General features: G+C 56.9%; 13 protein-coding genes and 2 pseudogenes. 4 read left to right on the top strand and 11 right to left on the bottom strand.

Annotated features, from left to right (window positions below):
• Positions 1-34 precede the first annotated feature (34 nt).
• A complete protein-coding gene (locus tag OGR47_RS13440; protein ID WP_165055194.1) occupies positions 35-1,546 on the top strand; it encodes a DUF4407 domain-containing protein in 1,512 nt (503 codons plus the stop codon).
• Positions 1,547-2,072: 526 nt separating this feature from the next.
• On the opposite strand, the gene OGR47_RS13445 is transcribed toward OGR47_RS13440, so the two are convergent.
• Both OGR47_RS13445 and OGR47_RS13450 read right to left on the bottom strand, forming a co-directional pair.
• The gene (locus OGR47_RS13445) at positions 2,073-3,497 is read right to left on the bottom strand and encodes a relaxase/mobilization nuclease domain-containing protein (protein ID WP_165055192.1); all 1,425 of its coding nucleotides are present in this window, start codon (positions 3,495-3,497) and stop codon (positions 2,073-2,075) included.
• Positions 3,494-3,832 carry a plasmid mobilization protein gene (locus OGR47_RS13450; RefSeq protein ID WP_165055190.1) on the bottom strand — a complete coding sequence of 113 codons (339 nt, stop codon included), beginning with the start codon at positions 3,830-3,832 and terminating at the stop codon, positions 3,494-3,496. Before OGR47_RS13450 ends, OGR47_RS13445 begins: the two co-directional genes overlap by 4 nt.
• 352 nt (positions 3,833-4,184) lie before the next feature.
• On the opposite strand from OGR47_RS13450, the gene OGR47_RS13455 reads away from it, so the two are divergent.
• Positions 4,185-5,702 (top strand): type IV secretory system conjugative DNA transfer family protein, encoded by a 1,518-nt coding sequence (locus tag OGR47_RS13455; RefSeq protein ID WP_165055188.1) that lies wholly within the window; start codon positions 4,185-4,187, stop codon positions 5,700-5,702.
• A 230-nt stretch (positions 5,703-5,932) separates the two neighbouring features.
• Positions 5,933-6,427: a hypothetical protein gene (locus tag OGR47_RS13460; protein WP_165055186.1), complete on the top strand. Its 495-nt coding sequence runs from the start codon at positions 5,933-5,935 to the stop codon at positions 6,425-6,427.
• Here the strand turns inward: OGR47_RS13460 and OGR47_RS13465 are convergent.
• The 5 genes and pseudogenes from OGR47_RS13465 to OGR47_RS13485 form a co-directional block, all read right to left on the bottom strand.
• Positions 6,427-6,624: pseudogene (locus OGR47_RS13465) on the bottom strand (DUF5996 family protein); the annotation flags it as partial. The gene OGR47_RS13460 and the pseudogene OGR47_RS13465 overlap by 1 nt on opposite strands.
• Before the next feature lie 152 nt (positions 6,625-6,776).
• Positions 6,777-6,971 (bottom strand): hypothetical protein, encoded by a 195-nt coding sequence (locus tag OGR47_RS13470; RefSeq protein ID WP_165055184.1) that lies wholly within the window; start codon positions 6,969-6,971, stop codon positions 6,777-6,779.
• A 14-nt stretch (positions 6,972-6,985) separates the two neighbouring features.
• Positions 6,986-7,564, bottom strand: coding sequence for a hypothetical protein (locus OGR47_RS13475; RefSeq protein ID WP_216697914.1), 579 nt, complete (start codon positions 7,562-7,564; stop codon positions 6,986-6,988).
• A 190-nt stretch (positions 7,565-7,754) separates the two neighbouring features.
• Positions 7,755-8,138 carry a DUF2958 domain-containing protein gene (locus OGR47_RS13480; RefSeq protein ID WP_165055180.1) on the bottom strand — a complete coding sequence of 128 codons (384 nt, stop codon included), beginning with the start codon at positions 8,136-8,138 and terminating at the stop codon, positions 7,755-7,757.
• Positions 8,135-8,341, bottom strand: coding sequence for a hypothetical protein (locus tag OGR47_RS13485; RefSeq protein WP_165055178.1), 207 nt, complete (start codon positions 8,339-8,341; stop codon positions 8,135-8,137). The genes OGR47_RS13480 and OGR47_RS13485 overlap by 4 nt, the downstream gene beginning before the upstream one ends.
• A gap of 923 nt (positions 8,342-9,264) precedes the next feature.
• Here OGR47_RS13485 and OGR47_RS13490 point away from each other — a divergent pair.
• Positions 9,265-12,600, top strand: a complete 3,336-nt coding sequence (locus OGR47_RS13490) for an SIR2 family protein (protein ID WP_165055176.1) — start codon at positions 9,265-9,267, stop codon at positions 12,598-12,600.
• 31 nt (positions 12,601-12,631) lie between these two features.
• Here OGR47_RS13490 and OGR47_RS13495 read toward each other — a convergent pair whose 3' ends face one another.
• The 4 genes and pseudogenes from OGR47_RS13495 to OGR47_RS13505 form a co-directional block, all read right to left on the bottom strand.
• Positions 12,632-13,348, bottom strand: a complete 717-nt coding sequence (locus OGR47_RS13495; RefSeq protein WP_165055174.1) for a M48 family metallopeptidase — start codon at positions 13,346-13,348, stop codon at positions 12,632-12,634.
• Positions 13,348-14,292, bottom strand: coding sequence for a hypothetical protein (locus OGR47_RS13500; RefSeq protein ID WP_216697915.1), 945 nt, complete (start codon positions 14,290-14,292; stop codon positions 13,348-13,350). Before OGR47_RS13500 ends, OGR47_RS13495 begins: the two co-directional genes overlap by 1 nt.
• A gap of 123 nt (positions 14,293-14,415) precedes the next feature.
• Positions 14,416-14,538 (bottom strand): annotated as a pseudogene (locus OGR47_RS21910) (hypothetical protein); the annotation flags it as partial.
• Positions 14,507-14,740, bottom strand: coding sequence for a hypothetical protein (locus OGR47_RS13505; protein ID WP_165056343.1), 234 nt, complete (start codon positions 14,738-14,740; stop codon positions 14,507-14,509). The gene OGR47_RS13505 and the pseudogene OGR47_RS21910, both read right to left, overlap by 32 nt.

The following is a 14,740-nucleotide window of genomic DNA, read 5'->3' on the forward strand; positions in this document are numbered from 1 at the left end:
CTAAAGAGAAGAGTGAAAAGAGAGGATGGCATCCATGGATATGCCGGACCCTCACGCATTCAAGGCTAACCCGTTTGACAGGCTCTGGCTCAAAATCACGGGCGTTTCCCGAGACGTTCTCCAAAAATGTCCCCTCCACGACTGGGAAAATGTCCGGGCGATCGGCGAAATAATGCTCTGCACCTGGATTTACCAAGCGGCGCTGTTTTCCATCGTCGCACATCGCTTGTTCGCGACACCCGGACAAATCCGCCCCGAACTCATTTTGATCGCAATGTTCTTCGCGACCTTCATCATGCTGATTGACAGCTACATGGTGATGCGATCGGGCTGGCACTTAAGCGGCATTTCCGAGCTGAAGCGCGGCGGCGGGATAGATATTTCGGGTGGGACCTGGGCGCGGATCAAGGCTGGATTCTTCCTGCTGATCCGTATCGGGTTGTCGGTTGCCTTGGCGCAGCTGACGGCGGTCTTTCTATCCCTCCTCATTTTTAGCAGCGACATCGACGCGCGGGTGGGCGCGGATTGGCGGCAAGCCAACGCAGTGCTGGTCCCGGGGGCGGCTGAACTTGTCGATTCCGAGATTACCCGTGCAACCGAAGCCGTCAATGCACAGGTAGAGCGGGTCGCCCATCTCGCCGCGCAGGTCGAAACCCTTCGCCAGAGCGAAATCGACCCCTCCGCCGCTTATACCCAGCCGGCGCAGCAGGAAGTCGCTCAACTGCTTGCCCAGAAGGCCAAAGCCGAGGAGGATTTGCGCAACGCCGAAAAATTCGCCGCCGATGAGTTGGCGGGCATCAAGGCCTCTCCGGGCAATTCCGGGCAAGCCGGCAGCGGGCCGCGCCGCCGGGCGGCGATGGAGCAGATCGGCAATGCCCGCGCGCATGCGCAAGAAACAGCCCGCGCCCTTGAGGCCGCGCGCGCTCGGCTTGAGGCGCAGCGTGAGAAGCATAAAACCGGCGGCGAGACGATGCGGCAGCAAGCGCGCGACCAGTTGCCCACCTTTGAAAAAACGCTGGCGGGTGAAAACGCCAGACTAGTCGCGTTGAAGGAGGAGCTTTCGCGCCTGACGCAAGGACGTGGCGACGCTATCCGTGCTGCGATCGAAACGGCCCCCAATCACGTGCCGCTCGATAATGGGTTGCTCGCGCAGATCACAGTGCTCGAACATATGGCGCAGGCCCATTCCAAGATTGCCGTGGTCATTATCCTGATCGACGTGGTGTCGTTCGGCTTTGAGCTCGCATCGGTGCTGGCCAAGGTAACGAGCTACGTGCCGACGACCTACGCCATGTTACTGGCGCGCGACGCGTTTGTCGGCGCTGTGCATATGGCCGACGACATTGAAGCTGAGGTGAATCCGCCGTCGCAGGACGATCCCGCGCCGATTGACATCATGGCCCCGAAGTTCGCCAACGATAATCGGCCGCTGAACGGGCAAGCCGTGGGGCAAAATCCATTTGGTGATTTCGATGATCCACCGCCGACGCCCCCCAAGCGCCCACGCGGGCGGCCGCGCAAGAATCCGCCCCCTGCTGCGGCTTAAAAGCCTTTGCCGGCAAGGAAAGACAGCAAGGCAATCAGCCCGGCAAAGGCCATTGTCAGATAAAGGATCTGAAGTGCTTTGCTTCGGTTATTGAGGGCCATTTTAATCTCCTAAATTAAGGAACAGCGCCGCCTTCGGGCGGCAATTGTTTCGTTATGCGAGTTCGAGCCGTTGTAGCCGGTGCAGCGCGTGCCCGGCACGGCGCTCCGTGGCGCGTTTCTCGCGCAGCACATTCGACGCGATCTGTCGCTCTTCCTTGGCGGCGCATAACGCAGCCGCTCGCTCGTGCCTCGGCAGCCGGCGCAACCCCATAAGTTTGCGCTGAAAGATGGCCTCGATTTCCAGTTCGGCCGCTTGGCTCTCAGCTTCCTCAACCTCCGCTGAGAATGACTGCTTCTGGGCCCCAACATGTGTGAGTGGCCGGAAAGGCGGCGCGAGCAAAGCGTCTGGTGGCGCTGCCGGGGAAGGATGCCTTTTGTTTGCCAGGTAATCAGGGGAGACGGACGTGGCTGGCCCGCTCCCCCGGTCATTCCCCGGCCGACCTTTGCTTTCGGTACCACTCGTTGTCGGCCTCTTCCCGCTCAGCCTGCTGATTCTGTCGCGATTCCTCGAACGCAGCATCGAAGGGGCTGCGCGGAGGATCGGGCTCCGCAGCGCGCATTTTTGGTTCTGGCTTGCTTCCGCTTGAGTCGAAGAAATCGGCGGCAAGCGACAGGAGGCCAAAGCCAAAGCCCGTCGCAATGTCGCCGGCAACTTCGCTCCCCGGCTTGATCCCGGCATGGTTTTCTTTGGCCGCATAGGTCGGTGCCCAAGCCTCGGCCTGCCAGCTATATCCAACGGCGCGCGTCGACTCTTCCGCCGCGCCACGGAATTGATCCTGCCTTTCCTGCTGGAAGCGCTTCTCCTCGATGGCGCTGAAGAAGAGCGCATTATCCAGCTGGAGCTCCTGGCGTTCCCTCAGGCCGTGCCTCGCGTCGCGTTGCTCATCAAGCAGCTCGCTATAGAGCCCGTTGCGGGTTTCGCGCAGCTCCTGGCAGGCCTCGTCACGCCGAGCCTCAAGAACAGCTTTCTGCTCGGCGACCAGCCCGGCCTTCAGGCTCTTAAGCGCCTCTTCGTCGGCCCCGCCTTTCTCGGCGGCATAATAATCCCGCCAGCGTCCACGAAATTCCTCGCGCACCTCGCGGTAAATTGAGGCGCGTAATTCCGAGAATGTGGCTTTCCCATCGGCGAAAAATTCCTCGCGCTCATCACGCTGAATTTCCTTGAGCCTTTTCCACTCGGCGGAATTTCTGTCGGGCGGATTTTCCCGATTTTCTGAAAAATCCGGCGTTAATTCGCGCAAGGTTTTTTCCTCATTTTCGAATTTTTGCTGTTTTTCGCGGAACGCCATCCAAGCCGGGCGCGTAGGAGCATCCTCGCGCGCTTCCGGTTCCAGCAGCCGCTGCTCGCAATAAATACGACCTTGCTCACGCTCATAGTCGAGGGCCCAGGCCTGGGCGCGGCGCTGTTCGAAACTGTCGCTGAGACGCAACCCCGTTTCGGGATGTATGCAGTTGAGCATGAGATGCACATGCGCATGCTCTTTATCCTCATGCGCGACCAGCAAGGCCTGGTGATCCTGCCATTTCATCTGCCGCAGAAAACCCTCAGCTGTCTCGATCATATGCGCGCGGCTCGGATCTTCGTCGGGAGCCCAATTGAGGCTGATATGCTTGACCACTTCTGGCCCCGAGGTCCGGCCGCCAGCGCGGATGCCGGCTTCCTGCTTAAGCAGTTCGGCTTGGCGCGCGGTCCACAGCATTTCGTCCACGGCCGAGGGCACATGGTCGTTGGCCAGATTGAGGGTATGGGTCCAGGCGACACGTTCGCTGGTCTCCGCCTCAGGGTCGTGCGTGAGATAGGTGGCGAGCCCTGTGAAGGACGAGCCATCGCCGGCGATTTTGACAATCATGACGACACCCGCGCGATGATCTGGCGAATGTCGTTGAGCAGGGGGGCGAGGTCCCCCGGCAAGGGATCGCCGGTGCGGTGCAAATGCCGGACGAGCTGATTGAGATTATTCCCCAGGCGGACCAGCTGCGTAAAAATCAGCCGTTCCATGCAATTATGATTTTCTTTTTCGCGTGAATTTATTTTGCGATTTTCATCGAGCAGGAGGGCGCGCCCCAAATGCACCGGGCGCATGCCGACCGCCTCGGCGCGCCGCTGGAGGCTCGCCAATTCGCTGGCCGTCAGGCTGAGATTGAACTGCCTGTCGCGCGGTTCGCTTACTTTTGGCCGGCCCATGGTTGCTTCTCCTGGCAGAGCGCAAGCGTCCTGGGGTTTGGGGCCATAGTGCCGGCCCCAACGAGAGTCTTTGCCCTAGGCAAAGACACATCTCGCTACCCTCTACCGGCCAATTTATTCTCTTCTCCTTCTCACTCCCATTGTAAGCCCTTGTACTTCTCATTCATTGCAACTGCTTTTCAGCTTCTCACAGACTGAACGAGCTTCTTCAATCCAGCACCAACCATCGCCATAGATTGCAGCATCCTTTTCACGAAGGCTGCGGCATTACCAATCTTCACCAGACAATCAACCTGCTCTGCGTACGCGCGCGCGACTATCCTGGTCTCCAGCATAGCGAGCGGAGAATAGGATGAGCTGGTGGAAGCCAAGCGAACGGGAAAAGTGGGCATCGCCGCTGGCGCTTGCCAACCCGCAGCCGCATCTCGGCTTGCCGGCTCTCGATGCGCTGAGTCGCGAGCTCTACGAACGTGCGCTGCCGCGCGGCGTAAGGGCACCGCGTTTCTTCCCCGATCGTCCGCCGATCAATTATTGGATGTCGCCCTATCAGCTGGCGCAATATGCCTATCTGCCGGGGCAGATCATATTAGGGAAATTTGCCGGGCGCTTTCTCGGCCACCTCGACGACCGGCCGATGGTTACCATTGCCGGAGCGCGCGCTGGCAAGACATCGACCGTGCTGGAGCCCAATCTCTATCTTTATCCCGGTTCGATGCTCGTGCTCGATCCGAAAGGCGAATTGGCGCAAACCGGCCTTCTGCGCCATGCGTTGGGTCATCAAGTCTATGTGCTCGATCCGTTCGGACAATCCGGTCTGCCGAGCGCCTGCTTTAATCCGCTGGCGGAGCTCGATCCTGAAAGCCCTACAATCATCGACGACGTGGCGGCGATCACACAGGCGCTGATTGTCGACGAAGGCGATGCACGCTCCCGCCATTGGAACGACAGCGCCCGCGCGTTGCTCGGCGGTATTATCCTGCTGACGCTAACGCTCCCTGAGGGCGAACCAAGCCTGATAACCGTGCGCCAGCTGCTGTCACTGACCTATGGGCCGTTGATACAGGCGGTGCAAGCGAAGCCGCGCCCGGCGGCGGATGGTCCGATGAATGAGCAATTCTTCGATGAGAACAAAGCGGCGGTCGACACGCTTTTGCGCGCGATGAGCAGGGCCGGTGAGCGTTTCGGTGGAATCCTCGCCGCCGTTGGTAACCGCTTTCTCTCGACGCCGCTCACCGAACGCGGCAGCGTTTTTTCCACTGCCGCGGCGCAAACCGATTTTCTTGATAGCCTGCCCTTGCGCGACATCTCCCGCCATTCGGATTTTGAGCTTGCCGATTTGCGCGGCGAACGGCCAACCACGATTTATCTCTGCCTGCCCGTCGGGCGCATGCAAAGCCATTACCGCTGGCTGCGTCTGGTGGTGCAGTTGGCCTGTACCGTGCTTGAGCAAATGGGAACTTATCCCAGGGACCAGCCGCCGATTTTATTCATGATGGAAGAATTCGCGACGCTCGGGCACATGGAAATAATGGAGCGCGCCGCGGCGTATTTTCCGGGCTTTGGGGTGAAGCTGTGGGCAGTGCTCCAGGACACGACCCAACTGCAACGCTATTACCGCAGCAGCTGGGAAACCTTTTTGGGAAACGCCGGCCTCATTCAGTGCTTCGCGAATGGCGACCAATCGACGCTGGATTATCTCGCCCAACGTCTCGAACGGCTGATGATGCCATTCGAGTTGCGCACGGCCTTTTCCCGCCAGCGGTTCAGCCAATTGCTGATGTTCGAAGGTGAGCCCCCATCAGCGGTACTGCGGTTGGCGCATGAGGATGTCGCAGCGATCCGTGCCTATGCCCTGCAAGGGCGTAGATGATTGCTTCGGGGCACTCTCGCGTTTTCACGTCGTAAGACATTCATTCTCAAGCTCATGTGAATTGTTGCGGAAGGTTTGTTTTTGCACGCGTGCTGAGCTGGATGCGCCTAAACTCAATATAATAAATCATAAGTGCCTTTAAATTGCATAACCGCTTGACATGCGCATTATGATCGTTTATATGTCGATTATAACAGCTCTTATAGACATATAAAGGAAAGAGGATTCACATGGTAACCGTTAAGACTGCATCTATAGTGGCTCAGCTGCGAGCGCTTTATCAAGACAAGGAGGACGCCCAATACCGGCAGTTCTTCGATTGGGCAGCGACGGCGCAACGGAATCGCTGGGCAACGACCATTGACAACATATGCAAGGCGTTCGAGGACGGAGACCGTAGTGACGCCAAAATCCTTGCTGACAAAATGGAAGAAATCGGCGTTGGCCTTTACAAGGTCGGTCGCCGTGGTGGAAAATCGAGAGTGGAATGGAGGTTCCGCATCGACAGTGTCGGTCAGGTCGCGCGCGGAGATTCTACTGATCTCCTTGAAAAAGGCATGACCCCAGAGGACGAAGACGAAAATGCCGACGAAACTGACGGGTTCTTGTCACATCGTTTCCGTCTGCGCCTCGATGAAACGATCACCATCAATCTACCTGCTGATTTAACACAAAGTGAAGCGGACCGGCTGGCGAATTTCGTAAGAACGCTTCCCTTCGAGTAATAAGGGATGGGCGATGTGGTCAGGCCGCGCGCCGTCACATAAAGCGTGACATGCCAGGAGTGATTCAGCCAAGGCGTGAGCGAAAGGCGGATTTTGCCGAGGATCTGGGTCCACAGGTGAAGCGTGGCGTAAGTATCCTCCCATTGCTGATAGGGAAGCTCTGGTAAGGCCTCGGAGGGCGCTTTGGGCGAATTCATTTCCCAGCCTCCTCCGGCGAGGATCTGCGATCGGTAACGCATCTAGGGCAGGCAGCCCTGCCGGATAGAAGCGCACGGCAGATGGTAGCTTAAGCGCAGAGGGTGTCTGCGGATTTTGCGGACGCAAAGCACCCCAGTCGCTGCGTAAGCGTTTAGCGCTCACGCCCTTGCTCTTCGCGCTCACGATGCACGGGCCTTGGTGCAGGCGCTTCGTCTGGGTAGAACCAGAAATACATGCCGAGCGCGCCATGGGCTTTGTGGGTTCTGTAGAGTTGCGCGCGCTCGGCAGCGCGGCGCTCGTCCTCGGTGATTCCACGCTTGGCAGGTTGACGCTCTTCCCGTTCCATGTGGGCCTCCTGGGTTATGACTGCGGATGGTGCCAAAGCTGGCGCATAGCGTCCTGGAGATGGGCGGCAAATACCTCGGGCATGCGGTCGAGCTCGTCGAAACGACGTAGCGTCAGATATTCGACGAAGCGCGTGCCATAGATGCCGCACAGCACTTGATTGCCTTCTTCATTGGCCTGCAGGGCTGGCCAGCTCACCTCCATCAAGCGCCGCCAGAAAACATCGCTGCCGTCGATGATCAGACAGTCGGGCCTAATTTCAATTCGGCGATACAGCTCGACCGGCTTGGCGACGATCAGCCAGTTGACGGCGCAGGCTGCGAGGAAGGCGATGAAATTCACCCAGCCAATTTGCACGGGCGAATGATGCAGCAGAAACCAGCCTTCGAGCCCGGTGAATCCCGACCAAGCAAACAGACGCCAGAGCGTATGGCGCAGGCGTTCATCCAAGTCCTTGTAGATCAGCAGAATGCCGCCCTCGGGAGTGAGAAAGCGACCGTAATCGACGTAAGGGTCCGGTTGAAAAGCGGTAGAGGCGAGAGGGGGCGCAGCTACCTGAGGCGCACGCCTGACCAGCGGGCGATCCGTCCGCACAACAATCCGGGACACCGTGAGCGACCGTGCGACACGATGTGCGCTGTGCGCCGTTCTTTGCGGCCTCTCCAGCTGTCTATGCATGCGCATGCAGAAAAAGATAAAGCTTTTGGCGGAGAGGAGGGCGGAAAGAGAGGTAATGATTGGGAGCGAAAGAAAAGGAGGTCCGCTGTTTACGGACCTCCAGGAGTTAGTCACTGACCGTGGATCCGGGAATATTCTCGACGATATGCCCGGCTTCGTTGGCGGCGGCGATATAAGCCGAGATCGGTCCGTGCGCTTTGAAGTAGAGATCGCGTTCGATCCCGACGCCAAGACGACTGCGGTATTCGGCAAGTTCGGTGAGGCTGACCGTCCCGAATTCGGGAGAGCCCATGCCAAGGTCGCAGAGACCCCAGGCGATGGATTCGTCATCGGGATCGATTTCGGTGAGGAGCCAGGTGCAGGCCCCACAGGGATTGAACAGCTTGACGACGGGCGGGAAGTCGAGCTCGTCGGGCGTTCCCTTCACGGCCGCCTGACGGCGGCCGTTGTCGAGGAGCTGTTGGCGCTGGGCTTGGGTGAGGAGCTTCATTTGGCGTCTCCTTCATCCTTGGCTTCGCGCATCACGATGTCGGAGCCGTCGATGGGCAGGAGGGAGAGCTTGATGTTGAAGCCCTTGCCATCCTGGTTGGCCCAGGCTGCGCCGATTTGGGTCCACAGGCTCTTCTCGCCGTTGGTTTTGCGGACCGCATAGACCCGGTGCGTCGGGCGCTTGGAGCTTTCGGTGTTCGACATGATGTGTCCTTTCGGGCTGTGAGGTCGCCGGGCTGGCAACCTCGTTGCCCGTTCGCTCGCCGAGGCGGACCGAGCGCAGCGGTCAAAAGCGCGCAGCGCCGTGCCGTAATGGGGGGCAGCCCGTAGGGGGGAACCGTTCGGTTTTGACGGCAAGCGCCGCCTCGGTAGAACCGGGCAGAGTGAGAGGTTGCTGGCTTGGCGTCGCTTGTCGAAAGGACATGACGACAGCGGATACTCACCGACCTAGGCTCTACAGTAATTATTCAAGCCGAGATGCCAGTTGCCGCCATAGTCTAATTGTGGCGGACCGGAGATCCGTGAGCCAACTTGAAAAGCCGACAGAAAAAGGAAAGAAAGAGCCGTAGATAGATAAGAACTACAAGCTGAAGCGAATGGCTACATCGCTTCAAACCAGCATGGGGTGGGAAAGTCCGGTTTGCGGGCTGACGGACGCGTTTCGCCCTCGTCGCCTACCTCGCGTGATCGACGCTGACCTGCTCGACAGGCGGTAGCCGCTGGCCAAAAAGTTGGACATTTTATTATACGGTTGTACCCTGCATGGACTCGCCGATTAGCTGCTCGTTTTAAAGAAACCTTCCATGCGTTTCCACCCAGACGGACCCGACATACCTGACGAACTTGTCGCTCTCCAAGAAAAAGGAGAGGTCATCTTTATTTGTGGAGCTGGGATTTCGAGGGCAATCGGCCTTCCTGATTTTCGGGGGCTTGTTAGTAAGATCTATGAGGAGCTAGGGGAAAGCTGGGAAAGGCATCCCCCTGAATGTGAAGTTATGCGGGAGGGAGGACGGCTAGCCCACCAATATGATCGTTGCCTGCGCAGCCTTGAGAGACGCCTTGCCGCCTCTGATCTCCCTAGAAATAAAGGGATGCGCGAACGTATGCGGATCGCCATCCGCAGGGCTTTGTCAGTCCCCGAAGGAGCTAATCTAGCCAATCATCTAGCACTGCTAGCACTTTCTCGAGGCGCAGAAGGGCAGACAAGGCTGATAACGACAAACTTTGACACCCTGTTCGAAAGAGCATGGCTTGAGAAGTACCAGAAAGCTATCGCCAGTCACGCAAGTGCAGCTATGCCAGCACCCAAAGCCTCTGGGTTTGAAGGCGTCTTGCACTTGCATGGTCGCCTTGCTGATGACAGCCCCAAACTCAGTTTGGCGGAGACAGATCTTGTACTAACGAGTTCTGAATTTGGTGACGCGTACCTGCGCTCGGGCTGGGCTTCGCGTTACGTCTACGACGTCGTACGCGCCTGCACGGTTGTGCTCGTTGGCTATTCAGCCGACGATCCTCCGATGCGCTACTTGCTGGAGGTTCTGGAGGCTGACCGCGAACGATACAGCGATTTGCACCGAGTATATGCGTTTGCGGCGAGCAAGGATGAGGAAGAGGAGCTCGAAGCCGCGCTCTGGCGTGCAAAAGGAATTGAGCCAATCCTTTACCGTCCTAGTGAAAATGATCATTCTGCCCTTTATAAAACATTAGAAGAATGGAGGGATTACGCGAACGATCCGACCGCTTGGCGGAGGGAAGCTCTTCGCGTGATTTTTACTCAATCACCTAAGGAGCAGGGTGAGGATGAGCTTGCACGCTGCGCAGCGTTGCTACGCCACAGGGATGCGGCTCAGCTCTTAGCCGAGCTATCACCACCTTCCGATTGGCTTTCGCCTCTGAATGATCGCCGCGTGTTTGCCGAACAAGAAAGACATGCCGGGCAATGGATTGCAGCGCGACTTAATGATGCCGACATGATCCGCGCATCGATCTCTTTGCCGTATTTTAGCGATGAATGTGCCTGGTATATTGAGCTCGCAATCGAGCAAAAGCGGGCTGAGCTATCACCGGTTCGATTAAAGGCGTGGCAATTGATTCTGAGAAGCAAGCGGCAAGTGCGAATTCCGTCGCGCATGCTCGATGACAACTGGTACACCGTGTCGAGATATATCCGACAAGGAGATGCCGGGTACCACATTCGGCAAGTTGTTCGAAAATTGCTTCAGCCTCGCCTTACCGTGGCGAAAGCCTTTCGCTTGTCAGAACGAACTACAGAAAATGAACCTGAGAGACTTTTCGATCTGTTGCGGATCGATTTTGACGCTCCCGATCATGTGCCTATCCGCGAAATTTTGCTGTGTTGGCCGGAGAGTTTGGATAAAGAGCTCGCTTTGTTCCGTGTATTGGAGCGGGCGTTGACCGAAGCGCTTGAAGAAGCGCACGATCTAGGCTTGCTGGATGGCTGGGACTGCGCAAGCGGCGATGTTCCATCTATTGGGGATCATCCGCAAAACAAGCACCGCCGCGGATTTTATCCAATTATCCGTGTTTTAGCTGACTTGTGGGGACGAATTGCCTCGCGCGATCCAGAGACAGCGCGGACTCTTATTTCCAGCTGGTGGAGCTCGCCATACTTGTTGGAGAGGCGTTTTTATCTTTCGGCGCTGTGCTCCGATTCAGTGTTTTCTTGTGAGGAAGTTTGGAGTGGCTTAGACCGCCTCAGCCCGGAGGACTTCTGGTTGGGAGGAGCTCAAGTCGAGATTATGCGGCTGGTCACCCTACGTTGGCGCGAATTCGCACCAGCACAAAGGCAAGCTTTTGAAGCCCGTATATGTTCGGGCCTTCCTCGCGACCTTTTCCAGGAGGGATCTTTTGAAAAAGATGAGTGGGGTTCCGTATATGACTCGGCTGTGATGAAGCGGCTAAACCGACTTAAGTTAATGGGTTGGCCGCTAAATAATGATAGCGAGACTCTTCTACGAGAAATCGCATCTCGGCATCCCAGATGGGCCCCGGGAGAGGGTGACCGGGATGATTTTTCTTCATGGCACGAGAGTCATTCTGGGCCTGACGGACAGCCCGAGCTGCTGGCGAACATCGCAGATAGCGCCCTCGTATCCGAGGCTATGCGCCTGCAACGTGAAAGCCGCTGGCAGCAGGGCGACGTTTGGCGCTTGTTCTGTGCCGCCGATCCAGAGCGTGCACAGCTCGGTTTACGCAGCGAGGCGAAGGCCGGTCGCTGGGAGGTGGATGCATGGCGCGACTTTATATGGTCTGCTACTGAGAGGAGCGAGGACACACTACAGCTTGAGCTTGCCGCATCATTGCTTGCTATGCCTGAGGCGGTTCTAACGCAGCTCTTACCGGCTGCGTGTCGTTGGCTACAAAAGCGTCGACAACTGTTGACGCGCCTCGCTTCACGTGAGGGTAATTTCCTCACACTATGGGACCGGCTAGCTGAGCTGGCCTATCCGGCCAACGCGCCTAGCGTTGATAAGGAAGAACGCGGTGCTTACGACAGGGCATTGAATGATCCCGCGGGCGAACTAGCGGATGCTTTGCTGCGACATATTGATGCAAGAAAGCCAGAGCAAGGCGGCGGCTTTACCGAAGAGGAAGCAATTCGGTTAAATCGCATTGTCCATTCTGATGGGGATCCAGGACTTTTGGCGCGGGCAACCCTTTGTCGATTTTTGGCCTATCTTGAAGCGACTGACCCCGATTGGGTGTTGTCGCAAATGCTGCCGTTTCTCAGTTGGGATCAGCCACATGCCGCTTCTTTGTGGCGATCACGAGCATTTGACAACATCGGTACAGCGCGGCTGTTCAATGCGACGAAGACATTGATGCTTGAGGCTTTCGTAAGACCTGGCTTGGGCGATGATGAACTCGAAGGTCTAATGACGCAGTTGCTCACGATAGCCTTCGCGCACCGTCGACAAGAGCTTATAGATTACGCTTTGTCGAGCGCTGAGATCAAAAATGCCCTGGCCGCAGGTTCTGATCGACTTCGGACGAACGCCGCATGGCAGTTTTGGCGCGCAATGGGAGATGAGGCCGATAAAGCTGCACGCTGGAATGAAATGATTGGGCCTGTTTTCCGTGGAATGTGGCCATTAGATGCCGCACTCAGAAACGAAGGCGTGTCTCAGAACCTCGTGCTAATGACTTTGGAATGCGGAGAAGCTTTTCCAGATGCTGTTGATGCTGTGATTGTTTTCCTCGTGCCTTATCAGCTTTATCTCATGGCACATACGTTACGGCTAGAGTCCGCGCATGACGATCTAATACGAAAGTTCCCACGGGCGGCATTACGGCTTGCAAGTGCAATTATCGACCCAGACAAATATCCGGTGCCTAGTGATCTCTCTTCGTTTCTGGAGTTATGTATCGAATCTGACGCTAGCGTTGCCTCTGAACCTTCATATATTCGGCTTTTCGGTTTGCGGCGGCAGCGCGCGGCATAGCCATTAACGGCTTGAACTGTCGCGAGGCTTTTCAGTAGGCCCAGTCGGCCTGGGCAAGAGGGCCCTCATTCAATGTCCGACGGACGGATTGCCAGTTCGGCATATGCCGCTCCATGAGCGTCGTGAAGCGGTCATTATGGCGGCGTTCGATCAAGTGAAGCAACTCATGGATTACTATATATTCGAGACACTCGGCGGGTTTTTTCGCGAGATCGACATTGAGGCGGATATTGCGAGAATTTGTATTGCAGCTTCCCCACTTGGTCTTCATCTTCTGAACGAACAGCTGGTTGGGTTTAACGCGAAGGATGCGCTGCCATTTGATAAGCAGCTCTTGTGCAGCGTGTTTGAGAAGAGATCGATACCAGGCATCGAGGACGGCTTGCCGCTTTGCGGATGAGCTGCCTTTGCGAACGTTTAGAAGGATGTGGCGGTGGCGTAGCATTACATTTGGCGGCGCGTCACCTTCCACGACCTTGAGGAGGTAACGCTTGCCCCAGAGATAATGGCTCTCGCCACTTAGGAATTCACGCGCTGTTTCTCGCTCCTGCCGTTGAAAGCGCTTCTGCTGGCGCTTAATCCATTCGAGCTTTGAGATTGCAAAAACCCGAACGGTATCGAGCTTCATGCGCGTTGGTGCTGCGATGCGTACGTGGCCGGAGGGAGGATTGACGCTCAGATGGACGTTCTTGATGTTTTTGAAGACGACTTCCACCTCAATCGAGCCAATGCGTAGCCGATTTGCCATCAATACTCGCTCTGCGCCTTGACGATGAGGAAGATGCGTTCGACCCCGGCAACGTCTTTGAGGATATCATAGAGCCCTTGCTTGATAACCTGCTCCCGCGGTGCGACGCCTCGCCAATCATCGGGGCGCACGGCCTTCACCTTAGCATCAATTTGCAGCGCCAATTCTTCGTTCTGGTCGAGATTGCTCCATAGCGCACGTTTGCCTGGCGTATTGAGGCTCACCGGCGTATCTGACGCAACACCCGCCTCAACCTTTGTTGCCAGCGCGGCAATGCGCTTGAGATACTCCTCGTACTCGATAGCCTTAGCCTTACGCGCGGCTATGACTTCGTCCAACAGCGCGGACATTTTCTCGTAGAAAGCCGGGTCGCTAAGCTGCTCTTTGATAATTTTCGAGCGGACGTTGTTTTCAATGGTTTCCGCGATCGCGTCCTTATTTCCTTTGAGGCTGCTCAGCTTTTTGCTGATAGCGTCGCCAATGCCGGTTTTGACGATGAGTTCAAGCAAACCCATTGAGTCGAATGGCGATATTTTTCTCGGCTCGGAAGCCTCGATATAGGTATCGATGAGATGACGCATATCCGCTTCGTACGCTTTAAGGTCGAGGGTCTCGCCACTCGCGTTGCGGATAATGTCTCGCAGACTTGTGTAATGCTCGATAAGCTGTTTGATACGGGAAATGTCTGCCGCGTTGTAGCCAACGCTTTCGAGCTCATCCGCGATGTTGGCATACGCGCGCAGGAGAGCGACGGTTCCCTTGTACAGGGCTGCGCGTTGAGGTTCTCTTTCCGCAAGGTCCGAGGGGATTTCGGTGTTGCCGCAGAAATAATGAATATGTTCGAGCTCGCCGTGCGGAGGCTGCACAGGCTCGCAGAGAAGGGCGAGTGCTTCAATGGCGCTGTCGAGTCGTTCCTTGCCCTTTTTCAGTCGGTCTTGAACCATGACTTCCGGCGCTGCGCCACCTGAGCTGTGATCAAGTTCCGACGTGTAGACTGAGATGGCGTTTTCAACCTTTTTGAAGAGGTCCTTGTAGTCGACGATATAGCCGAAGTCCTTGTCCTCGCCATCAAGCCGATTGGTACGGCAGATCGCCTGGAAAAGGGCGTGATCTTGGTAGCCATCCGGCGTAGGCCGCAGGCGATGCAGTCGGGCTGTTTCAGCGCCTGAGGAGCGTCGGATCGTTTTTATGCATTTTGATTAGTTCGATTAAATTCTCGACGCCGAAGTCGGTGAAGGCCATCACGGCGTCGTCGCCGATCCCCGACACCCATATGAGCCCGTCCTCGGGCTCCATCTCGGCGGCGACGTCGAACAGCCAATCCTCGTTTTCGCCGAGGTCCGAGGCGACCCGATTGATTGTCGTGACGTGAGAGACTTTGTTGACGTGCAT

This window comes from Methylocystis sp. MJC1 (genome assembly GCF_026427715.1).
GTDB lineage: Bacteria > Pseudomonadota > Alphaproteobacteria > Rhizobiales > Beijerinckiaceae > Methylocystis.